21 protein-coding genes, 1 pseudogene and 1 riboswitch are annotated in these 22,555 nt (G+C 69.7%); of the genes and pseudogenes, 8 read left to right on the forward strand and 14 right to left on the reverse strand.

What is annotated here, in order from left to right; all coding sequences use genetic code 11:
* Positions 1–68 precede the first annotated feature (68 nt).
* The 3 genes from P0W64_RS20050 to P0W64_RS20060 are packed head-to-tail and all read right to left on the reverse strand — an operon-like array spanning position 69 to position 4,760.
* Entirely contained in the window at positions 69–3,224 is a 3,156-nt protein-coding gene (locus P0W64_RS20050; protein ID WP_275481948.1) for a DHA2 family efflux MFS transporter permease subunit, read from the reverse strand.
* On the reverse strand, positions 3,221–3,850 hold the full coding sequence (locus tag P0W64_RS20055; RefSeq protein ID WP_275481949.1) for a PadR family transcriptional regulator: 630 nt from the start codon (positions 3,848–3,850) through the stop codon (positions 3,221–3,223). Before P0W64_RS20055 ends, P0W64_RS20050 begins: the two co-directional genes overlap by 4 nt.
* Positions 3,851–3,908: 58 nt before the next feature.
* Entirely contained in the window at positions 3,909–4,760 is an 852-nt protein-coding gene (locus tag P0W64_RS20060) for a sucrase ferredoxin (RefSeq protein ID WP_275481950.1), read from the reverse strand.
* Between the two features lie 53 nt (positions 4,761–4,813).
* On the opposite strand from P0W64_RS20060, the gene P0W64_RS20065 reads away from it, so the two are divergent.
* Both P0W64_RS20065 and P0W64_RS20070 read left to right on the forward strand, forming a co-directional pair.
* On the forward strand, positions 4,814–6,112 hold the full coding sequence (locus P0W64_RS20065) for a serine hydrolase (protein ID WP_275481951.1): 1,299 nt from the start codon (positions 4,814–4,816) through the stop codon (positions 6,110–6,112).
* Positions 6,112–7,575 carry an APC family permease gene (locus tag P0W64_RS20070; RefSeq protein WP_275481967.1) on the forward strand — a complete coding sequence of 488 codons (1,464 nt, stop codon included), beginning with the start codon at positions 6,112–6,114 and terminating at the stop codon, positions 7,573–7,575. Before P0W64_RS20065 ends, P0W64_RS20070 begins: the two co-directional genes overlap by 1 nt.
* On the opposite strand, the gene P0W64_RS20075 is transcribed toward P0W64_RS20070, so the two are convergent.
* A complete protein-coding gene (locus P0W64_RS20075) occupies positions 7,536–8,447 on the reverse strand; it encodes a LysR family transcriptional regulator (RefSeq protein WP_275481952.1) in 912 nt (303 codons plus the stop codon). The genes P0W64_RS20070 and P0W64_RS20075 overlap by 40 nt on opposite strands.
* A 79-nt stretch (positions 8,448–8,526) precedes the next feature.
* Between P0W64_RS20075 and P0W64_RS20080 the strand changes: the two genes are divergently transcribed.
* Positions 8,527–9,447 carry an EamA family transporter gene (locus P0W64_RS20080; RefSeq protein ID WP_343232887.1) on the forward strand — a complete coding sequence of 307 codons (921 nt, stop codon included), beginning with the start codon at positions 8,527–8,529 and terminating at the stop codon, positions 9,445–9,447.
* Between the two features lie 45 nt (positions 9,448–9,492).
* Here the strand turns inward: P0W64_RS20080 and P0W64_RS20085 are convergent, their stop codons facing one another.
* From P0W64_RS20085 to P0W64_RS20115, 7 genes are all read right to left on the reverse strand, one after another.
* Positions 9,493–10,161, reverse strand: a complete 669-nt coding sequence (locus tag P0W64_RS20085) for a DNA alkylation repair protein (RefSeq protein WP_275481953.1) — start codon at positions 10,159–10,161, stop codon at positions 9,493–9,495.
* Between the two features lie 17 nt (positions 10,162–10,178).
* On the reverse strand, positions 10,179–11,216 hold the full coding sequence (locus P0W64_RS20090) for a YhjD/YihY/BrkB family envelope integrity protein (protein WP_275481954.1): 1,038 nt from the start codon (positions 11,214–11,216) through the stop codon (positions 10,179–10,181).
* 84 nt (positions 11,217–11,300) lie between these two features.
* Positions 11,301–12,338 carry a tryptophan--tRNA ligase gene (gene trpS / locus P0W64_RS20095; protein WP_275481955.1) on the reverse strand — a complete coding sequence of 346 codons (1,038 nt, stop codon included), beginning with the start codon at positions 12,336–12,338 and terminating at the stop codon, positions 11,301–11,303.
* Between the two features lie 11 nt (positions 12,339–12,349).
* Complete coding sequence (locus P0W64_RS20100; RefSeq protein ID WP_275481956.1) at positions 12,350–13,183, reverse strand: exodeoxyribonuclease III; 834 nt, start codon at positions 13,181–13,183, stop codon at positions 12,350–12,352.
* Between the two features lie 41 nt (positions 13,184–13,224).
* A complete protein-coding gene (locus P0W64_RS20105; protein WP_275481957.1) occupies positions 13,225–13,650 on the reverse strand; it encodes a barstar family protein in 426 nt (141 codons plus the stop codon).
* Positions 13,647–14,126, reverse strand: a complete 480-nt coding sequence (locus P0W64_RS20110) for a ribonuclease domain-containing protein (RefSeq protein ID WP_275481958.1) — start codon at positions 14,124–14,126, stop codon at positions 13,647–13,649. Before P0W64_RS20110 ends, P0W64_RS20105 begins: the two co-directional genes overlap by 4 nt.
* A gap of 18 nt (positions 14,127–14,144) precedes the next feature.
* On the reverse strand, positions 14,145–15,365 hold the full coding sequence (locus P0W64_RS20115) for an MFS transporter (RefSeq protein WP_275481959.1): 1,221 nt from the start codon (positions 15,363–15,365) through the stop codon (positions 14,145–14,147).
* A 147-nt stretch (positions 15,366–15,512) separates the two neighbouring features.
* Positions 15,513–15,638, forward strand: a riboswitch (SAM riboswitch).
* A 7-nt stretch (positions 15,639–15,645) separates the two neighbouring features.
* On the opposite strand from P0W64_RS20115, the pseudogene P0W64_RS20120 reads away from it, so the two are divergent.
* Positions 15,646–16,794: pseudogene (locus P0W64_RS20120) on the forward strand (homoserine O-acetyltransferase); the annotation flags it as partial.
* 34 nt (positions 16,795–16,828) lie between these two features.
* Here P0W64_RS20120 and P0W64_RS20125 read toward each other — a convergent pair.
* The 3 genes from P0W64_RS20125 to P0W64_RS20135 form a co-directional block, all read right to left on the reverse strand.
* Complete coding sequence (locus P0W64_RS20125) at positions 16,829–18,211, reverse strand: hypothetical protein (protein WP_275481960.1); 1,383 nt, start codon at positions 18,209–18,211, stop codon at positions 16,829–16,831.
* Between the two features lie 167 nt (positions 18,212–18,378).
* Positions 18,379–18,639, reverse strand: coding sequence for a DUF3017 domain-containing protein (locus tag P0W64_RS20130; RefSeq protein WP_275481961.1), 261 nt, complete (start codon positions 18,637–18,639; stop codon positions 18,379–18,381).
* A gap of 66 nt (positions 18,640–18,705) precedes the next feature.
* Positions 18,706–19,554: a bifunctional methylenetetrahydrofolate dehydrogenase/methenyltetrahydrofolate cyclohydrolase gene (locus tag P0W64_RS20135; protein ID WP_275481962.1), complete on the reverse strand. Its 849-nt coding sequence runs from the start codon at positions 19,552–19,554 to the stop codon at positions 18,706–18,708.
* A gap of 109 nt (positions 19,555–19,663) precedes the next feature.
* Between P0W64_RS20135 and P0W64_RS20140 the strand changes: the two genes are divergently transcribed.
* The 4 genes from P0W64_RS20140 to P0W64_RS20155 all read left to right on the forward strand — a co-directional run bounded on the left by P0W64_RS20140 (position 19,664) and on the right by P0W64_RS20155 (position 22,495).
* Positions 19,664–20,227 carry an HdeD family acid-resistance protein gene (locus P0W64_RS20140; protein ID WP_275481963.1) on the forward strand — a complete coding sequence of 188 codons (564 nt, stop codon included), beginning with the start codon at positions 19,664–19,666 and terminating at the stop codon, positions 20,225–20,227.
* A gap of 62 nt (positions 20,228–20,289) precedes the next feature.
* Positions 20,290–20,754, forward strand: a complete 465-nt coding sequence (locus P0W64_RS20145; protein WP_275481964.1) for a tRNA (cytidine(34)-2'-O)-methyltransferase — start codon at positions 20,290–20,292, stop codon at positions 20,752–20,754.
* Between the two features lie 166 nt (positions 20,755–20,920).
* Positions 20,921–21,343: a hypothetical protein gene (locus P0W64_RS20150; RefSeq protein ID WP_275481965.1), complete on the forward strand. Its 423-nt coding sequence runs from the start codon at positions 20,921–20,923 to the stop codon at positions 21,341–21,343.
* A gap of 174 nt (positions 21,344–21,517) precedes the next feature.
* Positions 21,518–22,495 carry a diiron oxygenase gene (locus P0W64_RS20155; protein WP_275481969.1) on the forward strand — a complete coding sequence of 326 codons (978 nt, stop codon included), beginning with the start codon at positions 21,518–21,520 and terminating at the stop codon, positions 22,493–22,495.
* Positions 22,496–22,555 lie beyond the last annotated feature (60 nt).

Below are 22,555 nucleotides of genomic sequence, written 5' to 3' on the forward strand. Positions count from 1 at the left end.
GCCGACGCACACACCGGCGTGCTGCGAAGCGCACCGGACAGATGCTCTTCGCAGCACGCCGACTGCGCTCAGCGGCGGGCGCCGACGCGCTGCTGACCGCGCCCGAGGGTCTCCGTCTTGTAGGCGTCGTAGTCGCCCGCCGACACCGCGACGCGGATGCCCTCCACCAGCGCGACGAGGAAGCGCTCGTTGTGCTCGGTCGCGAGCACAGGCGCGAGCGGATCGCCCACCGCGAACAGGTGGTGCAGGTACGCGCGGGCGGGTCCCTGCGCTCCGGGCTCCGCATCCGGGTCCACCGGCCGCACGTCGGCCCGGTATGCCGCCTCGGTGACGTCGATCCGGCCCGCCCAGGTGAGCAGCACACCGCGTGCGGCGGCGCGACCCGACTCGGAGCCGTCGAACAGGTCGACGCCGGCTTCGAACGCCGCGAACACGTCGGCCGGTTCGACGACGCCCGGCAGGTACCGCGCGCGTCGCTCGTCCAGTTCGCCGATCGCCGCGACGAGCAGCTGCGTCTGGTCCGCTGCGTGGTCGATCCCGGCGATCCGGTAGCCACCGAAGCCGAGGCCGCCCGCGAACGTGTCCTCATCGTGCATCGCCTGCAGCTCACGCGCCGCGCGACGGCGCAGGTCCTCGGCATCGCCGCCGGTCACCACCGCCCACAGGGAGCGCGCCTCCGACCGCTGCGCGGCCTCCCAGTTGTGTTCGGCGAGGCCGCGGCGGGCCCACACCAGTGAGCGGTCGACCGCCTGCCGCGCGGCCGCCGGCGACGGCGCGGGTACGAGGGGCGGACTCAGGACGAACGCGACGTCCCCGCCGAGCAGGTGCGCCGAGCGCACTGCAGACTCTGGCGTGATCCGGCCGTCCTCGCCGTCCACGGGCGAGCGGAAGTCGATGCCGTCGTCGTCGACGCTCGCACCCTCCGTCGCGGCCGCGAGAGCCGCGCCCGGATTGGAGAACGTCGCGGCGGGCCACGACGTGAACGCGCCGAGCCCTCCGGCGGCCGAGACCACCTCGGCCCCCATCGCGTCGAGCAGGAAGGCATCGACGATCACCGCCCGGGCGCCTGATCGGCTCAGCGCCTCCGGAGCGACTCCACCCGATGCGGGCAGAAACGCAGGGGTCGGCACCGGTCCGTGCGGAGTCGCGAGGCTACCGGTCCGACCACGCGTCCCGTCGAGACGGCGGACCACATCGAGGCGCACCGGATCCGAGATGCCCTCGGCCTGCAGGCGGCCACGGGCCGCGGTCGAGCGGTAGTCGGTGCGCAGCGTCGACAGCTGCGCCGCGAGCGCACGGTTGTCGGCGCGCAGCTGCTCGATCGGGTCCGGTTCGACGCTGTCGGTAGTCGCGGCATCGAGAGCGGGGACGTCCGGCGTCTGGTCCGTGGCAGGCTCGGACGCGGGCGGGGGCGTATCCACCACCGCAGGTGCCACCACCACAGGTGCGGCCGCGGCGGCGTACGCGCGGGGGTCGCGCTTGGCCTCGTCCATCGCGGCGTGCACGGCCGCCTCCTGCGCGAGCGAGGCGTACTGCACGTCGGAGCCGCCCGTACCCGCGACCGCGACCGCGGCACCGGTCCCGGCAGCGGCACCGGTCCCGGCAGCGGCACCGGTCTCGGTTGCGGTACCGGTCTCGGTACCGGCCGCGGCGGAGGTGAAGCCTTCGGCGACAACTCCATCCGAGGCGGCGGAACCGGCGGGAGCCGGCGCACCGGCACCCTTGCGCTTGATGTGCGTAGGCGCGGCGAAGCACACCACGGCGAGGAAGCCGAGCACCAGAACCGCGGCGGGCAGGAAGATACTCGTGCCCATCGCCTTGGCGAACGGCTCGAGGATGGCGTGCGGCACCGGGCCCGAGCTGGACTCGAGCGCCTCGGCGTTCACCGCATGCCCGGGTGAGGCCGCCGACAGCTTGTCCTCGAGCTGGTTCTGCATGAGGACGCCGACGGCCGCGGAGCCGAGCACGGCGCCGACCTGACGCGTCATGTTGTAGACGCCTGCACCGGCGCCTGCGAGCTGCATCGGCAGGTTGCGGGTCGCGGTCGCCGACAGCGGCGCCCACACGAAGGCGTTGCCGATGCCCATGACGGCGACCGGCACGATGATCTCGAAGACCGACGACGACGGGCGCGCGACCGCGCCCAACCAGAAGTACGAGATCGCGGTGACGGCGAACCCGAACCCGGCGATGTAGCGCGGGTGCAGCCGGTCGGTGAGGCGTCCGGAGACCGGCGCCAGGAACCCGGACAGGACGGCGAGCGGAATCAACAGAAGCGCAGACCGCATGGGTGAGAGCCCCATCGAGACCTGCGCGAACAGCATCAGCGGGATGGACATACCCGTCATCGCGAAGCCCATGGTGGTGATGCCCACGTTCGCGAGGGTGAAGTTGCGGTCCTTGAACAGGGACAGGCTCATCAGCGGCTCGGGCGTGCGGGCCTCCCACCACACGAACACCACGAGCAGCACGACGCCCACGACGATCAGCGACCAGATGGAGATGGGCCCGGTGATCGTGCCCCAGTCGTACTTCTGCCCCTGCTGCAAGCCGTACGTGATGAGGAATAGACCGGCAGCGCTGAGCAGTATGCCCAGGTAGTCGATGCGGTGCTTGTGCGTCGGCAGGGTCGGCACCAACCACACGGCGAGCACGAAGGCGACGACGCCGACCGGCACATTGACGAAGAAGACCCACTTCCAACTGAAGGTATCCACCAGGAACCCGCCTGCCAGCGGGCCGACCAGGATTGCCACACCGGCCACCGAGCCCCACAGTGCCATCGCTGTACCGCGCTTCTCGGCAGGGAAGATCCGAGTGATGACCGCCATCGTCTGCGGTGTCATCAGGGCTGCGCCGATGCCCTGGACCACGCGGGCGACGATGAGCATCGTCACCGTGCCGGAAAGCCCGCACCAGGCCGACGACCCGGTGAAGATCACGAGCCCGACGAGGTAGACCCACTTGGGCCCGAACATGTCTCCCAGGCGCCCGGACAACAGCAACGGAACGACGTAGGCGAGCAGGTAGCCGCTGGTCACCCACACGACACTGTTCAGGTCCGCATGCAGGTCCACCATGATCGAGTGGGTCGCGACCGACACGATCGTGGTGTCGACCAGGATCATGAAGAAGCCGACCACCATCGCCCACAGGGCGGGCCAGGGGTGCACATGTCCCGTGCCGCTGCCGGGTGGTGCGGCCGGGGTGTCGAGCTTGGTCATAGAGATTCCTCTCCGATCGCGGAGTGCGCGGGCCATTCGACGGCCCCCGCTTCGATGTCGTCGAGCAGAGCCCCGAGCCAGGCGATCTCGGACTCTCGTTGGGCGGCCATGTATTCGATGTCGAGCAGGATCACGCGCGGCTTCTGCGGCGCGAGGTCGGCGAGCGCACCGCGCAGCACGGCGGCATCGCGTTCGAGCACCTTCATGCGGCTCCGCAGGTGCTCGACCACCTCGCCGCGGTCCAGATCGTGTGCCTTGGACATCGCGACGGGGAACTCGGGGTACTCGATCGCGGGCGTCGCGAGCATCTCGCCCACCCGGCTGCGCAGGGCGTAGCGCCCGGCCCGTGTGATCCGGTAGGTGGTGCGCTCGGGCCGGTTCCCGTCTCGTTCGGTGCCTGCGGCCTCCACGAGTTCGGCCTCGGCCAGGCGGTTGACGGTGTGGTAGAGCGAACCGGGCTTCACCTTGACGATCACGTCCTCGCGACGGCCCATGAGGGTTTGGAACATCTCGTACGGGTGCATCTCCCGCTCTGTGAGCAGGGAGAGTGCCGCTATACCCAGCGGGGTCAACTTGGTCCCACCCAACATCCGTCCCTCTCCCGGGCAGAGCCCGTTCCACACCACGGGACCACCGTACCGCGCCGAATACTCCACGCGGAATAGTTCGGTCAGGTGATCTACTTCACCGCTGCACCGCACGCATATCGGTGACGCGCCAGGCCTTCGCGGCCTTATCGGTCTTGCCACACGACGGCGGCCGCGGCGACAGCCGCTCCGATGCGACGGTGACATCCCATGCACGGCCGTCGACATGGGTGACCCGGGCACGATCACCGTCGGCGGCCACCGCGAGGGCCTCGACCGGCGCCGGTCCGAGGACTCCGCGGACCGCGACCTCGGCGACCTGGCCCGCCGCGGACGTGGAGGACCTGCCACGCAGACTGTCGGGCACGACGTATCCGGCACGTGCGGCATCGAATACGGCCTTCGCAGACTCCCCCGTCACGCGCCCGTACGTGTAGCCGGTCGGCAGCACGATGAGCACGGGGGCGAACCGGTGCCCACCGGTATGCGAGCACTCCCACACCACGGGATCGGCGTAGCAACCGGCGAGAGCCGCCGCGACCGGGCGTCCGCCCACGGCGCAGCACACGTCGCGCTTGCCGTGGGCGCACACCAGCGCGACGGGCCCGGCTACGTCCCCGCCCTCTGGATCCAGGGCCGGGATGTCGGCATAGTCCATCACGGTGAACCGGCGCAGCCGCGATCGGCCCGGCACCGACGAGGCGATGAACACGGCTCGGCCGCTGGGTGGCGGTACCCGCCCGGGCCGACGGATCAGCAACACCCGCAACGCGTTCCTCTGCGCGAACTCCCGGATCGCGGCCGACGTGGCGGGGTCGAACGTGTCACCCTTCAGCACGTCACGGCTCCAGCCGCCGGCTGCCTCGATGCACAGCCAACCGGTCTCGGTAGCCGCTGTTCCGGGGAGCGGCTCGTCCACGAACGATGAGCAGCGGGGTACGTCGGACATGCGTTCACGTTAGCGGGCCGAAGAGCACGGTCATGCGACTACGCTGACCCACGATGACCGGCCGCCTACCCGTGCTCGGCGCCGTGGTGGTGCTGGTCGGTGCCCTTGCGGCGCCGTCCGCCCACGCGGAGCCGACCCCAGCTCCCCCGCCGCTGACGTCGACGCCCCCGCCGGGCGCCGCGAAGCCCGCCCCGTTCGCGAGCGTGACGACCCTGAACACCGACGCGTGCCCGCACCGCGATGTGCCGCCGCCCGCGGTCGACTCGTCCGAGGTGCCGAAGCCCGGGCAGATGGCACCAACACCACTGGCTGTCCCCACCCCCGCAGCGGGCGGACTCAACGGGTGCGGCGTCCTCCTCCCCGTGGGGGCGCCACCCGCGCCGGCCGGAATCGACTCGTCGGGTTGGCTGATCGCCGACGTGACCGCCGGGAAGGTGCTCGCCGCGAAGGACCCGCACGGCCGCTACCGACCGGCGAGCACCATCAAACTGCTGCTCGCCCAGGTCGCGCTCCGCGAGCTGAAGCTGGACACCGTGGTCACCGGGACGCTCGACGACGCGTCGCAGGAGGGCGACGCCGTCGGGCTCGGGCCGGGTGGGCGCTACACCGTGCGCGATCTGCTGCTCGGCCTGCTCCTGCTGTCCGGTAACGACTGCGCGCACGCGCTGGCGATGCAGCTCGGCGGAATCGACGCCACGGTCGCCAAGATGAACGCCCTGGCATCGGAGCTGGGCGCACACGACACGCGGGCGGCGTCACCGTCGGGCCTGGACGCGCCGGGGATGAGCACGAGCCCGTACGACCTGGCCCTGATCCTGCGCGCCGCCATGCAGAACCCGACGTTCCGCGAGCTGGACACGACCAAGCAGGCGTTCCTCCCCGGCTACCCCGCGCGCCGTGACATCCCCGGCGACAAGGACCACCCCGGCTACACGATGGTCAACGAGAACCAGCTGCTGTTCGACGTGCCGGGTGCGCTGGGCGGCAAGACCGGCTACACGGACGACGCGAAGAAGACGTACGCGGGCGCGGTCGAGCGGAACGGTCACCAATACGTCATCACGCAGATGTTCGGTCTGGCGTACGCGGACAACACCTATTGGGACCAGTTCAACCGGCTGTTGGACTACGCGCTCGCGCTACCCGAGGGCGCGTCCGTGGGCGCGTTCGGCTCCACCCCCGAGGGAGCGACCGCCGCTCCCGGCGGCGATGCGGCGCCCGCCGGTCAGTCGGCCTCGGGCGGGCACGAGGGCATGTCTGACGGCCTGCGGTGGGCGATCGGCGCCGCCGGGGCCGCACTCGTGCTGGTGCTGGTCGTCGCGGCCGTGCGCGCGGCGCGGGGCCGCGAGTGATGTTACCGTCGGGCCTCGCTGTACCGGACAAGGGCCTACGCTCCGACTCGATCGGGCTGTGGTCCAACATGGCGATCGGCCTGTCGGCGACCGCACCGGCCTACAGCCTCGCGGCGACACTCGGCTACGTGGTGGCGGCCGTAGGCGCCAAGGCTCCGGCGATGTTCGCGGTCGCGTTCGTTCCGATGCTGCTGGTGGCCTTCGCCTATCGCGAGCTGGCCGACGAGAACCCCGACTGCGGAACGACTTTCACGTGGGGAACGCGCGCATTCGGCCCGTGGGTCGGGTGGATGGGCGGATGGGGGGTCGCGGTGTCGGCGATCATCGTGCTCGCGAACGTCGCGGAGATCTCGGCGCAGTACCTGTTGCGCGTGCTCACGCTCGACTCCCTGGCCGACGACACGCTGGTGACGGCCTCGTTCGGGGCGCTGCTCATAGCGGCGATGACGTGGGTGAGCTACCGCGGGATCGTCGTATCGGAGCGGCTGCAGAACGTGCTCATGGCGGTGCAGTTCGTGGTCCTGGTGGGCGCCGCGGTGGTGGCGCTGGCGATGGTATGGGCCGGAGATGCAGGCCCGCAGGCGGTGCGCCCACGCTGGTCGTGGCTGGATCCCACCGGACTGTCGGCATCGCAGCTCGCCGCCGCCGTCATCCTGTGCATCTTCCTGTACTGGGGGTGGGACGCGTGCCTGGCCGTGGGCGAGGAGACCCGCGACGCGAGCAGGACACCGGGTCTGGCGGCGGTGCTGTCGACCGTGGTGCTACTCGGCACGTACGTGCTCGTCGCGTTCGCCGTGCAGGCGATCGCGGGATTCGGCTCGACGGGAACCGGGCTCGGCAACGCCGCTCACCACGACGATGTGTTGACCGTGCTGGGCCGTCCGGTCGGCGGACCGATACTCGCGGCTCTGCTCATGCTGCTGGTCGCGCTGTCGGCGCTGGGATCCACTCAGTCGACGGTGTTGCCCACCGCCCGTGGCACACTCGCGATGGCGGTCTACAAGGCAGCGCCGGACAGGTTCGCCCGCGTGCACCCGCGATTCCAGACACCGTCGTTCGGGACACTGGTGATGGGCGCGTCGGCCCTGGCCTTCTATGTGGTGATGTCGGTGTTCAGCCGGGACGCACTCGGCGATTCGATCAGCTCGCTCGGTCTCGCGGTCGCGTTCTACTACGGAGTCACAGCCTTCGCATGCGCGTGGCACTTCCGGCGTACCGCCCTCTCGTCGTTCCGGAACCTGTTGCTGCGCATGATATTCCCATTACTCGGCGGGATAGCTATGGTGTGGGCGTTTGCGCAGAGCTGCCGCGATATGCTCGCCCCGAGCTACGGCGCGACGTCGTTCGGCCCGATCGGCGGCGTCTTCGTCATGGGCGTCGGCATGCTGGTGCTCGGCGTGCCGCTCATGATCGCGTGCGCCGTTCACCGCCCGGGGTTCTTCCGGGGGCGCGTGGACATCTGAGTGTCGATGGCGGCGCCACCCGCGATGAAGGCGCGCGCGGCAGCCGACGGGTTGAAGCCGCTCCACGCGAGGTACTCGACCCGCCTCGGCCCGTCGACGACCGCGATGCGGTTCACACCTGCGCCCTCCGGGACCGCGCCGGGAGTCAGTAGCGCAACGGCGAGACCGCTGCGCACGAGGCCGAGCATCAACTCCGTGTCCATGACCTCGAACGCGACCTCCCGGCTGACTCCGCCCACCGCGAACGCCCGGTCGGTCTGCGCCCGGCCGGGGCCGCCCGCCGGGAAATCGACGAAGGTCTCGTCCGCCAGGTCCGCCAGACGCAACCGTCGACGCCCCGCCAGCCGGTGATCGGCCGCGACGACGGCGACGTGGCGCTCGCGCGCCAGCACCCGGGTACGTACGCCGCTGTGCGTGAACTCGTCGGGCATACCCAGGACAGCGACGTCCAGGGCGCCGTCCGCGATCTCGCGGACGAAGTCCGCGCTTCCGCCGCCGCGCACGCTGATCCGCACCTCCGGATGAGCGCGATGGAACTTCCCGAGCGCCACCGGAACGTCGAGCGCGGTGACGGTGGGGATCAACCCGACAGCAAGCGTGCCCCGGATGAGGCCGGTGGCCGCGGCCGAATCCGTGGCCGCCCGCTCCGCCGCTTCGAGCGAAACCCGTGCGGACGCCAGGAATGCATCGCCTGCCGCGGTGGTCTCGACCCGTCGGCTGTTCCGGACGAACAGCGCGACGCCGAGTTCTCGTTCCAGAGCCTTGATCTGGTGGCTCAGCGCCGACTGCACGACGTGACACCGCCCCGCTGCCCTGGTGAAGCTGCCCTCCTCGGCCACGGCTACCACGTAGCGCATCTGCTGAAGCTCCATCCGTCCATGATCACATCTCATTACTGCTATGAGAACAATGTGTTGGATTCATTCTCAGTGACCTTCCACGATGGGCTACATGGCCGGGTATACGACGATCACACAGGCGGGTTCGACTCCGACGGCGGCGCCGGGACGTATCGGCACGACCGCGCTGACCGCACTGGCGCCCGCGGTGTGGGGGACGACCTACGCCGTCACTACCCACTTCCTGCCCGCCGGTCACCCACTCTTCGCAGCATTGATGCGCTCCCTGCCCGCGGGACTGCTCGCGATGCTCATCGCGCGTCGGCTGCCGCGTGGCTCTTGGTGGTGGAGGAGCGCGGTGCTCGGAATCCTCAACATGGGAGCGTTCTTTCCGCTTCTCTTCCTCTCGGCGCAACACCTGCCCGGCGGCGTCGCCGCCACCCTCGGCGCCACGCAGCCGATAGTGGTCGCGTTCCTCGCCGTGGCGATACTCCATGAGGGCCTATCGCTATGGCGATTCGGCTGGGGTCTCGTCGGGGTGATCGGGGTCGGCCTCGTGGTCCTCGGTCCCGACGCCGCTCTCGACCCCGTCGGGATACTCGCCGGCGTCGCCGGGGCTGCGTCGATGGGCACCGGGGTGACGCTGACCAAGAAGTGGGGTCGGCCGGAGGGCGTCTCCGCGATCGGCATGGCCGGATGGCAGCTCACCGCCGCGGGTCTGGTGCTCATCGTTCCGGCGATGCTGATCGACGGCATCCCCTCCGGACTCGACTCGTCTGCGGTCGGCGGCTACCTCTGGCTCGGGCTCGTCGGAGCGCTGCTGACGTATGCGCTGTGGTTCTCCGGCATCCGCCGGCTCCCGGTGACGGCGACCGCTCTCTTGGGCCTCCTCTCGCCCCTCGTGGCCGCGGCCTTGGGCGCACTCGTGTCGGGCGAATCGCTCAGACCCGTACAACTTCTCGGCTTCGCCGTCGCCCTCGCGGCGATGGTCGCCGGTCAGGTCACTCCCGACCGGAGGGCACCGATCACATGAGGATCGCGGGATTCGATGCGACCGGTGACACCTGAGCCGACCGGCTCAGGTCAGATGCTTCAGTGCCTCACGCCGAGACAATGGGGACAGCTCGTGTCGCGCCGCGAACTCCCGCACCCAGTCCGGGGCGGTGCGGGCCAGATCACGCAGGGCCCAGCCGATCGCCTTGCGGATGAAGAACTCCGGATCCCCGAGGTTCGGCACGACCACGTCGCTCAACAATGCCCGGTCGGTATCTGCTCGGCGACCGACTTGGCAGATGATCGCCGCGCGACGGATCCACATGTCACCGTCCCTGCTCCACACACGGATCGTGGCGGAGACGCCTGGAGCGGCGTCGAGCAACTCCCGCAACCGATGTGCCGCCTCGTCGACCAGGTCCCACCATGCGCCGGTACGGATCATCTCCTCGTGCACCGGGAGGGTTGCCACGTCCCCGCGCAGGGGCGGCAGCGCCATCACGGCGAGCGCCGCATACCGCTCCTCGCGGAACTCCGCCGACCGCCACAGATCGAGCGCGGCGGCCTGCAACAGCCCGGAGTCCTTCTCCCCCTCGGCGATCTGCCGGACCGCCGCACGCACCGCAGGTACCCGTACCCCCAGGAACGGCATCGGCGACTTCATGTAGGCCTGCTGCGCGGGGGCGAGCGATGGGTCCGCCGCCGCGCGCAACTCGGCTCGGACGGCAGTGGCCAAAGGGATCGGATCGACCATCGGCCTGTGCGAACGCTCTACCGCTTGCGGCGGAGTAGGAGCGCGGCTCCTGCTCCGGCTGCGAAGCCCGCGGCGCCGGCGAGGACGGACCGTGAGCCGTCCTCCTCGCGCACCATCGGGGAGATGACCACCGGGTCCGGGGCCTTGGGGACGGCGAACTGCTGGTTGCGCGGGTCGGTGGCAGCCCACGCGGTCGCGAACAGGACGATCCGGGACGTGAAGTAGATGAACAGCATGATGCCGAGGATCGGGCCGAAGGTCTGCCCGGCCGGTCCCTTCATCGTGGACCCGATGATCAGCGTCGCGACCTGGATGAAGATCACGAAAACCACCGCGGTCAATAGGCCGGCCCGCACGGCGTTACGCCACGGGAACTGCACCCGGGGCAGACGCGAGATGACGTACGTGAACAGCAGCCACGCGCCGGCCATGGTGATCAGGAAGGTGACGGCGCGGATCAGCAGGCTCAGCCCGGGCGCGCTGCCCAGTCCGGCCTTGTCCAGCAGCGTGCGGGTGAGTGGGCTCGACCCGAGAGCGGTGATCGCCCCGAACAGCACCATCGCGATCCCGAGGCCGATCAATGCGACGAGGTCCGCAAGCTTGCCGCGCACGAAGTTCTGGTCCGGAACCTCACTGTCCCACATCTCGGTGAGCGCGGCCCGGACGTTGGCGACCCAGCCGAGTCCTGCCCAGAGCCCGCCGACCAGGCCGATGACACCGACGGTCGCACGCGCGTCTATCGCCTGGTCCACAAGCTTCTTGAGCTTGTCCGCCATATCTCCCGACACCGACGAAGTGATCTTGTCGCGGACCTCGTCGAGGATCTCGGGTTGACCGATCAGCAAGAAGCCCATCACCGAGAACGCGAGCATGAGCAGCGGGAACAGCGCGAACACGCTGAAGTACGTGATGCCGGCGCCGAAGTAGTCGCCGTTGTTGGTCTTGTAGCGCGTCGCCGCGGCCATTACGTGGTCGAACCACGGCCACTTCGCGCGGTACCGGTCCAGCAGGCCGGGGTTCTCGGCCTGCTCGATCTCGGACTGGGTCTGGGCCATCGTCGATTCCCTCCGATGTATCGCCTTCGTGCGGCGTACATTACGCGACAGTCTGGATCCGCTTACTCGAATCCCGGGCCTAGCTCACGAACGCGGGAAGCCGACCCGCTCGTACACGTCGGCGAGGGTGCGTGAAGCGATCTCGCGTACCCGGTCCCGCCCGGCGTCGAGGATCTTCTCGAGCTCGGCTCTGTCGTCCATGTAACCGTCGAACGCGGAGCGGAGCGGCGTGACGAAATCTACGAGGACGTCGGCGACGCCCGCCTTGAGGTCGCCATAGCCCTTGCCCTCGTACTTCGCCTCGAGTGCGGCGATCGACTCGCCGGACAGCGCGGACTCGATGGTCAGCAGGTTGGAGACACCCGGCTTGGCGACGCGGTCGAAGCGGATCTCCCGCTCGGTGTCCGTCACAGCCGATCGCACACGTTTCGCCGTGACCTCGGGGGCGTCGAGCAGGTTGATCAGCCCGGCGTCCGAATCGGCGGACTTACTCATCTTGGCGGTCGGGTTCTGCAGGTCGTAGATCTTCGCGGTGCCGGTGATGATGTGTGCCTCGGGCACCACGAACGTCTTCTTGAACCGGGTGTTGAAGCGCTGGGCGAGCGTCCGGGTCAGCTCGAGGTGCTGCCGTTGATCCTCCCCCACTGGCACGAGCTGCGGGCGATACAGCAGGATGTCCGCCGCCATCAGGACCGGGTAGTCGAAAAGGCCGACCGTCGTGTTCTCGGAGCCCTGCTTCTGCGACTTGTCCTTGAACTGCGTCATGCGGCTGGCCTCGCCGAAACCGGTGATACAGCCCAGAACCCAGGTCAGCTCGGCATGCTCGGGAACCTGCGACTGCACGAAGATCGCGGCCTTCGCGGGATCGACACCGATCGCAAGCAGCTGGGCCGCAGCCGCGAATGTGCGGCGGCGCAGCTCCTTCGGGTCCTGCGGCACGGTGATCGCATGCAGGTTCGGGATGAAGTAGAGGGCCTCGTACTCGTCCTGCAGGGCGACCCACTGCTTCAGCGCACCCAGGTAGTTCCCCAGGTGGAAGGAGTCCGACGTGGGCTGGATCCCCGACAGGACTCGTTGCCGGCGGGCGGGCTGCTGCGTTTCGGTCACAGGCGCTTCGGTCACGGGTAGTGATCCTATCGAGGGGACGCGGCCGAATACTCGACGGTGACCGGCGCGTGGTCAGACCAGCGCAGCGCGTACTCGGCAGCCCGCTCGACGCGCGCCGCCCGGGCATGGCCGGCGAGGGCGTTGTTGGCGATCTGTAGATCGATCCGCCAACCGGCATCGTTGTCGAAGGCCTTGCCGCGCCAGCTCCACCACGAGTACGGACCGGCGGTCTCCGGGTGGAGTTCGCGCACGACGTCCTTGAACGCGCGGCCGGCGCCGATGTGCTCGCTCATCCAAGCGCGCTCCTCCGGCAGGAACCCCGAATTCTTGACGTTGCCCTTCCAGTTCTTGATGTCCAGCTCGGTATGGCCGATGTTCCAGTCCCCGCACACCACGACGTCACGTCGCTTGCGGCCGAGTTTGGCCAGGTACCCGCCGAACTCCTTGCGGAAGCGATCCTTCTCGTCCTGGCGCTCGGTACCGACGTCACCCGACGGCAGGTACAGCGACGCGACGGTGAGCCTGCCGAAGTCGGCCTCGAGATACCGTCCCGCAGCGTCGAACTCGGAGCTACCGAAGCCCACCCGCACGGCATCCGGCTCGAGTCGGGACAGAATGGCTACGCCGTTGCGTCCCTTCACTTCCGATGGTGCCGCGGTCAGATACCAGCCTCGTTCCAGCGCGGGCGCGAGTGCCTTGACGATCTGCTCGAGCTCGGCCCGCGTCTCCTGCAGGGCGACGACATCCGCCCCGGTCTGCTCCAGCCAGGGAAGCATGCCGAGGTTCTTCTCCGACCGCTGTTTGACCGCGGCCCGGATGCCGTTGACGTTGATGGAGGTGACGGTGGTGGAGGTACTCACGCCCAGCACCGTAACCGACTACACCGACATGTTTCCCGAGGCTATCGCCGAGCGGAGCCTGCGATCGGCAGACCCGCGGCGGACCAGGCGCCACGGACCTCTGCGGCGTCGTCGGCACCCGCGTGCAGCGCAACCGTCAGCGGCGCTTCCGGGCGCGCCGTGACATCGGCGAGGATGGACGCGAACACGGGCAGCGCGTCCTCGTCGTCGGCCAGCACTTCGAGCGACTCGGCGATCGCGAGTACCACCGTGCCTGCGATCCAGTCCAGGTCGCCTAGGCAGTCGGCCAGGGCGTCCCAGTTCCCGCCGAAGGTGAGCGGGAACTGCAGCGCGGCCGAGACCTCGTCGAGCAGAGCAGCTTTGGTGCGCATGCGACTGCCGCGCACGGCGCGCACGGCCGGAGAACCCCGGCGCAGTTCGTCCAGGCTGCCGCCGACGACGGTGGCGGCCGGTGTCACTTCGGTCATCGCAGCCTCTTGAAGGTCTTGTAGTGGTCGAGGGTGTACCAGGCGCTGTGGTCGCTGCCCGTGATGATCCGCTCGGCGTCGCGGGTGCTGCCCCGCTTCTTCACGCTGACATCCCACTCCTTGTAGGACACGCGCTTCCCGTCCACGGTCGACGGGAGGCGTCCCTCGCGGTTGCCGAACGTGGTTCCGCCGTGGGTGCCCGATCCGTCGTGAGGCGGCCAGGTGCCCGCGTCGATGCGGGCCAGAGTGTCGAGCACACGCTGCGGCACACCCTTGCTGTTCACGCCGCCCGACACGGCGCCGCCCGGCTTGGGCTCGACCGATGCCGAACCCGGCGATACCGAACCGGCGGCGACGTTCGACGCCGCCGTCGCCGCAGTATGCGGCGTCGCCGGCTCCTTCGAGCACGCGCCGAGTCCGATCGCGAGCAGCAGCGTCAGCAGCAGACCGGTACTGGAGGTCACTATCCTGCGCACGGCGTGCACGCTACCGGACTACACGGTGAGCGACTCGTCGGCGGGCTCTCGCGCCGCACGGCGCGCGGCCGCACGCGCCTGCGCGAACGCCGCCGCGACCACGCCGAGCCCTGCCACCGCGAGCACGAAGCCGACCAGTCCCGTCGCCGGGTAGCCCCAGCCCGCGTCGATGACCATGCCGCCGAGCAGGGCGCCCAGGGCGTTCGCGATGTTCAGCGCGGAGTGGTTGAGCGTCGCCGCGAGGGTCTGCGCGTCCCCCGCGACGTCCATCAGCCGCATCTGCAGCGCGGGGACCAGGGCCGAACCGGTGAAGCCGACCAGGAAGGCGAGAACGAAGGCCGCGACCGGGTTCTGCACGAGCGCGGTGTACAGCAGCATCACGGCGGCGATCAGGGCGAGGCCCGCGACGAGGCTGCGTGGCACGGAGCGGTCGGCGGCCCAGCCGCCGACGGTGTTGCCCGCCACCATCCCGAGGCCGTACACGGCCAACGCGATCGGTACGGCGGCCGACGGAAGCCCGGTGGCATCGGTGAGCGTCGTCGAGAAGTAGGAGTAGACCGCGAACATACCGCCGAACCCGACGACTCCTGTGGCCAGCGCGAACCCGACCTGCGGATTGCGCAGGGCGCCCAGCTCGGTCACCGGATTCGTGACCGGGATGTCGACGTGCGGCAGCCACGCCGCCAGCGCCGCGACCGTCGCGCCCCCGATGACGACGACGAGCGCGAATGCGCTGCGCCAGCCGAGCGCGTTGCCGATCCATGTCGCGATCGGGACGCCGATCACGTTGGCGACCGACAGCCCGAGCATCACGCGGCCGACCGCGCGCCCCCGGTTGCCCGGACCGGCCAGGTGCGCGGCGAACAGGGCCGCGACACCGAAGAACGCGCCGTGCGGCAGCCCGGCGACGAACCTCGCGGCCATCAGCAGCCCGTAGCCGGGCGCCAGCAGCGACAGGCCGTTGCCGACCGTGAAGGCGACCATGAGGGCGATGAGCAGAGTTCGACGCGGGACGCGCGAGAACACGGTCGCGATGAGCGGCGCGCCCACCACCACGCCGAGGGCGTACGCGGCGATGACGTGTCCGGCGGTCGGTTCGGACACCCCGAGATCGCCGGCGATCGCCGGCAGCAGGCCCATAGCGACGAACTCGGTGGTGCCGATGCCGAAGCCGCCGAGGGCCATAGCGAGCACGGCGAGGCCGATGCGGGTTCGGCGGGACTGATCGGAGGATGCCACGGCGAGCTACAACACCGCAGCGCGCCTGACGCATCCCGGATCGAGCTGTGAGCCGACGCACCCGTCCTGGCCTGCGCTGCGACGGTGACCGGCACGGCTACGGGCGCGGTCGGGCAGACACCGTACGTCGGTTATGATTCTCGGCGAGGTCATGAGTGTCAGCACACAGCCCCGGCTTGCTGACCGGCAACCCTCCAACCGCGGTGGGGTGCCCCGGGTGATGACCTGGTTTCCCGGCCGCGGCACACCGTCGCCGGGCGGCAAGCGCGACGGAGGTTTCATGACTATCGGTGCGTTCCCCCCACGGCTCCAGCCGGCGGGGTCCGAGGCCGCGCCCGGATGGGCGACCGCCCCGGACGGTGCCCGCCAAGCCGTATCGATCGGACCGCTCGAACTCGAATCCGGTGCCGTACTGGACGATGTCACGATGGCCTTCCAGCGTTGGGGCCGCCCGAATCCCACTCTGTCCAACATCGTGCTCGTGCTGCATGCCCTCACGGGCGACTCGCACGCGACCGGCCCCGCGGACGCCGAGCACTCGCAGGCGGGCTGGTGGGACGGGCTGATCGGCAGGGGTGCCGCGATAGACACCGACGAGTGGTGCGTGGTGTCCGCGAACGTGTTGGGCGGATGCAACGGCTCGACGGGCCCCGGCTCCGTCGCTCCGGACGGACGCGCGTTCGGCTCCCGCTTCCCCACCGTGACGTGCCGCGACCAGGTCGCTGCGGAACACGCCCTGCTCAACCGGCTCGGTGCGACCGAGGTCGCGTCGGTGCTCGGCGGATCCATGGGCGGCGCCCGCGCGCTCGAATGGGTGGTCACCTACCCCGACGAGGTGCGCTCGGCCCTGATCCTCGCAGTCGGTGCGCGCGCGACCGCCGATCAGATCGGCACCCAGACCACCCAGATAGCCGCGATCACGTCCGATCCCGACTGGCAGGGCGGCGACTACCACGACTCCGATCGACTGCCCGACGTCGGACTCGGTATCGCGCGCCGCATCGCGCACCTCACCTACCGCACCGAGTTCGACCTCGACGCTCGCTTCGGCAACGAGCCGCAGGGCGACGAGGACCCGCGCACCGGCGGACGCTACGCCGTCACGTCGTACCTGGAGCACCAGGCGCAGAAGCTCGCGCGGCGTTTCGACGCCGGTAGCTACGTCGTACTCACCGACGTTCTGAACCACCACGACGTCGGGCGCGGCCGGGGTGGTGTCGAGGCGGCACTGCGCGGCTGCCGGGTTCCGGTAGTGGTCGGCGGCGTCGACTCGGATCGCCTCTATCCGCTCCGTCTCCAGCAGGAGATCGCCGACCTCATGCCCGGCTGCACAGGCCTGCGCGTGGTGCACTCGAAGGACGGGCACGACGCGTTCCTGACCGAGGCCGAAGCGATCGGCGCGCTCATCGCGGAGACGATGGACCTCGCACGGGGTCGGGAACGCGCCGGCCGACGGGCTCCTGTCAGCGTGGGGCCAGTCCGACCGGCGGGGGCGGAGCGCCCTCCGTCGACGACGTAGTGGGGGCCGGCCCTGCGGCCGGACGCCTGTTCGGGCCGTTGGCGTTTCGCGGCTCGGCCCCGCTGGTGGGCGACTCGCTCGCGGACTCGCTCCCCCCGCTCGACGACTCGGCGGCGCTCGCACCCGACGAGCCCGGCGGCGACGGCGTGGTGAGCGGCGGCTCCGAGCTTCCGCTCGGCGGCTGCGATGTGGAGCCCGCCGCAGACGTCGGCGCCGACGTGCTGTGCGGGATCGACGTGGGGGGCTTCCTGGTCGTCGATCGCGGGGCGACCGGGCGGTTCTCGACGGTCGTCGGCGTCGCGAAGATCGTCATCGCGGGTTCGTCGCCCGTCTCGGTGGTGATCACGGGCGGGGGCGCGGCGGGCTGCGGCGGGCCGACCACATCCACACCGGTCGACGGATCGGCGCTGGTGGTGTCCGACGCGGGCGTCGCAACGGACGGGCCCTGGGCGGCGGGCGCCGTGGCAGTCGGCGTGGACCGCACAGCAGGCAGTGCCTCGCCGCCGTCGCCGGTGGAACCGATGCCCCCCGCAGCGATGGTGGCCACGAGGCCCGCGCCGAGCAGGCCGATCACCACCAGCACCGGCAGCATCAAGGCCGCGACACGCGCGCCGTACCCGCCGAGCGTCGCGATGCCCCGCCGCGAGCCGGGCGACGCCGCCGTGACACCCGCGACATCGAGCGCGACATACGCGGCGCCGACCGCGGCCAAGGCCTCGGGTTCCTCGGGCACGACCAGCTCGGAATCCTTGTCCCACAGGACATCTCCGGCCGCATCGACCACCGCGGGCAATGCGCCGCCGATGCCGAACGGGACGACCGCCCCGGGTTCCGCGGGTACAGCGGTCAGCAGCGCACGCAGTCGGGCGGGCAGGTCACCATCGACGGGCCGCGGAAAGCCACCCTTCCACCGGACCTCGCCGGACTCGACGTCCACGAGGTGCGCGCGCACTCGCGTCGAACCCGCGTCGAGCAGCAGGACGGAGCCGAAACGCGCGATCTCGCCGGTCTCGCCGAGGCAGCGCATGACTGCGTCGACATCGCGTACGACGGAGGCGGTGCGCCGCGTGCCGGACGAGCGGAGCCTCAGCGCGAGCAGTTCCCAACGCGTGCGATAGGCGATGCCCACGCCGTCGACGGGGCTCTCCGAATAGGACTCGAGCAGGTCGAAACCGGAGCTGATCTTGTCGGCCGGACCGATGGACGGGAACGCACCACGGTCGATGGTGCGACTCTCACGCGAGACGATCTCGTCGCCGTCGACGGCGACGAGAGTGCAGAGGACACGGCCCGAGTCGGAGGTCGCGCCGAGCGCGGTGGCAGCCATCGCCACACCTCCGTCCTGACCGTTACCGGACGCCGTTCGTCTGGCATCTCCCGGTGCTCGCGGGGGTGTCGCTCACGGCACCGATATCGAATACATCCTAGCTTGATACCGAATCGTTACCGAGCCTCCGTGGCGAATCCCTCATTCGCGATCGTGCATTCATGGGACTATTTCGTGCCGAGCGGGCTGATCCCCCACGCGATGACCAGGATCGATGCGGCCGCTACGGCAAGCACCGCGACATCGAAGATCTTGCTGCGAACACGCAGCAGCCCGGCGCGTCGATCGCTGCAGACCGCCCGGAGCACAGCCGCGAGCCCAGTTCCCGAACCGAAGACGAACAACCCCCGGCGCCACCGTTCGAGAGCGATCAGGAGCAGCGCCGCCGCGAGCACGACGATCACGACACCGAACGCGGCGTTCGTCACGAGCGCGCGCGTCACACGTGCGCGGTGCAGACGCCGCGTACGGGAGTCGGTCGAGCGGGTGCCCACCTACGCCTGACGCTCGGCCGCGTCGAGGACGTTGGAGAGGAGGAACGCCCGGGTGAGGGGCCCCACGCCGCCGGGATTCGGCGACAGGAATCCGGCCACCTCGGCGACCCCGGGAGCGACGTCGCCGCGCAGGCCCTCCGGCGTACGGCTGACGCCGACGTCCAGCACGGCTGCGCCCGGCTTGACCATGTCCGCCGTGATGAGACCGGGCCGCCCGGCGGCGGCCACGACGATATCGGCCCGCCGAACCTCGTCGGCGAGGTCCCGGGTGCCCGTGTGGCACAGCGTGACCGTCGAGTTCTCGCTACGCCGAGTGAGTAGCAGGCCGATCGGGCGGCCCACCGTCACGCCGCGTCCGACGACCGTGACGTGGGCACCGTCGAGCTCGACGCCGTAACGGCGGAGCAGGTGGACGATGCCGTGCGGAGTGCACGGGAGCGGCCCCTCCGCGCCGAGGACGAGACGGCCGAGGTTGACCGGATGCAGGCCGTCGGCATCCTTGTCCGGTGCGACGCGCTCCAGGATGGCGTTCTCATCGAGGTGCCGAGGCAGCGGGAGCTGCACGATGTAGCCGGTGCACTCGGGGTTCGCGTTGAGTTCGTCGATGACGTCCTCGAGCTCCGCCTGGGACACCGTCTCGGGCAGGTCCCTGCGGATGGACGCGATCCCGACCTTTGCGCAGTCGCTGTGCTTCCCCTTCACATAGGACTGGGAGCCGGGGTCGTCGCCTACGAGGACCGTGCCGAGCCCCGGGGTGATGCCGCGCTCGCCGAGCACCTCCACCCGCTTGCGGAACTGTTCGAACAACTCGTCGCGGGTGGCCTTGCCGTCAAGAACAGTCGCCGTCACGCCCGGCAGTCTATCGGCCGCAGCCACTCACGCGAACGGGCGACCGGTTCCATTCCGCGGTGTGCCTATGGCTAGCGCCGCCGCCCATTTCGGACAATGATCGGTGGCCATGACCACCAACACCGTCAAGAAGGCCATCGACTCCGTCTGGCAACTCGCGCTCGCGCTCGGCATCGTCTCGGTGCTGCTCGGCATCGTCATCCTGGCGTGGCCCGGCGCGTCGCTCGTCGTCGCGGGCACCCTCTTCGCGGTGCTGTTGTTGTTCAGCGGCTTCTTCCAGGTCGCAGGCGCGCTGCTGGGCGACGGCGCGCACCGCCTGCTGGGTGTGATCAGCGGCGGACTGTCGATCGTGCTGGGCTGCATCGCGCTACGCAGCGAGGCCGAGACGCTGCTGCTGCTCGCCATCTGGATCGGCATAGGCTGGCTCTTCCGCGGGATCACCACCATCTCGGTGGCCGCCTCGGAGCCCGCGCTCCCGCAGCGCCCCTGGGTCATCTTCACCGGTGTATTGACGATCATCGCCGCGCTGGTCCTGCTGGTCTCACCCTTCTCGTCGCTGTGGACGCTACTGCTGGTGACGGGTATCTGGGCGATCGTCGTCGGCGTCGGCGAGATCGTCACCGCCTTCGGCATCCGAAAGGCGACGCGCGCCGCGCTGCCGCCGATCGCCTGACCCACTCCTGGTCGCCCGGGCTCCGATCCAACCGGGGCCCGGGTCTGCCAGACTCATGGCTCGTGTTCCGCATCCTGTTCTTCGAGCCACGCATCCCGCCCAATACGGGCAACGCGATCAGGCTGGCCGCCGTCACGGGCTGCGAACTACATCTGGTGGAGCCACTCGGGTTCGACCTGTCCGAGCCGAAGCTCCGGCGGGCGGGGCTCGACTACCACGACCTGGCGGTGGTGACGGTGCACGCCGATCTCGAGGCCGCGTGGGCAGCGCTAGCGCCCGAGCAGGTGTACGCCTTCTCCTCTCACGCGACACGGTTCCACCACGAGGTCGCGTACCGCCCCGGAGACGTTCTGCTGTTCGGCCCCGAACCGACAGGGCTCCCCCCCGAAGTACTCGACGACCCGCACGTCACCGAGCGGCTGCGGATCCCGATGCTCGCAGGCCGGCGATCACTGAACCTGGCCAACTCAGCGTCGATCGTCGCCTACGAGGCGTGGCGGCAGCAGGGTTTCGGCGGCGCGGTCTGAGGCGGTAGCGCGTGGCGGCCGCCGAGGTTCACAGCAACAACACGGCCGCCGTGTTGCAATTGTGACCAATGTGTTAGACGAGTCCCATGTGTCTACAGTGATTCTGGTTCTACCATCGACAGACCGTCGATGGACGTCGAACACGAAGAGCTCAGGAGGCAGCGCTGTGACCGCCACGATTTCGCCCCAGGAGACGACCACGCACGCATATCCGTTCTGGGTCGGGCTCGGCACCGCCTGCCATGAGGTCGAAGCCACGATCTGGGCGTTCGGGCAACCGGCGGACGCATGGTGCCACATCGAGCTCAACGACGGACCGCTCACCGACCCTGAATTCCCCTTCCGACTCATCGTCGCAGGTCCCGGCGGTCGAGCCTTCGCTGCGCAGATCATCCCCCACCTGCGCCGCGTCCTGGGCGCCGAGTTGCTGGGCGAGCGCGACTACTTCCACCGGTCCGGTCCGGCCCACTCGGGCGACGTACACGACGACGTCGACGCTGGGGCCGTCACGCCGGTGGTGCACTGGATGGACGAGAGCCGGCAGGGACCGGCCCGCACCGGCGGGCGACATCGCGGCATCGCGTCCTGACGGCGGCCGAACATCGACAGACTGTCGGAAACTGTCCACCGGAGTGATAGCCTAGACGGCAGGACATATCATGCGGCATCGTGGCCTGCAGCCTCTTCGGGGGATCACGTAGCCGCCCGGCCGAAGGAGTCCTCCATGTCTCTACCGAGCTTGCCGTTGACCCACGCCGCACGCATGCGCAACCGCCGCGCACCAGGCCAGGACGAGTACGAACAGAATCTGCGTGACCTGTCGGACGCGTCGGTGCACCGCAACTTCGATCCGTACATCGACATCGACTGGGACTCCCCCGAGCTGGCGGTGACCCCCAACGACCCCCGGTGGATCCTGTCCGATCGCATCGATCCCATCGGGCGCACCGAGTGGTACAAGTCGCTGCCGGCCGAGAAGCAGATCCGCATGGGCATGTGGCGCCAGGCCAACGTCGCGAAGGTCGGGCTGCAGTTCGAGTCGGTCCTCATCCGCGGCCTCATGCAGTACACGGCCGCCCAGCCCAACGGTTCGGTCGAGTTCCGCTACGCGACGCACGAGGCCAAGGAGGAGTGCCAGCACACTCTGATGTTCCAGGAGTTCGTCAATCGCATCGGTGCTGATGTTCCGGGCGGACAGTGGTGGTTCCGGCGCCTGTCCATCCTGATCCCGTTGGCGGCAACCACATTCCCGACGATCTTCTACATGGGCGTGCTCGGCGGCGAGGAGCCGATCGACCACATCCAGAAGCAGTTCCTGCGGTCCACCGAGGGCCAGCACCCGACGATGACGGCGGTCATGCAGCTGCACGTCGCCGAGGAGGCGCGACACATCTCGTTCGCACACCAGCGGCTCGAGCAGGTGGTTCCGACTCGCGGGCCCCTGCCGAAGTTCATGCTCTCGCTCGCGCTCCCCATCGTCATGCGCGTACTGCTGACTGCCATCGCGGTGCCGCCGAAGGAGTTCCGCCGCGAGTTCGATATCCCGCGCGAGGTGTGGCGTGAGATGTACTGGCGTTCGCCGGAGTCCAGGGAGATGAAGCGTGACGTCTTCGGCGACGTCCGTCTGCTGGCCAAGCGCACCGGCCTGATGAATCCCCTCTCGCGGGTCGTGTGGCGCCTGCTCGGCATCGACGGCCGCGCCTCGCGGTTCCGCAGCGAGCCGAGCTACGCGGCCGCCTGAGCCGCACACTCACAGACGTCGTTCGGGCGACGCACCGGGGCCGGGGGGTGGGCCGATTCT

The sequence above is a fragment of the Tsukamurella sp. 8F genome (assembly GCF_029167375.1).
Lineage (GTDB): Bacteria > Actinomycetota > Actinomycetes > Mycobacteriales > Mycobacteriaceae > Tsukamurella.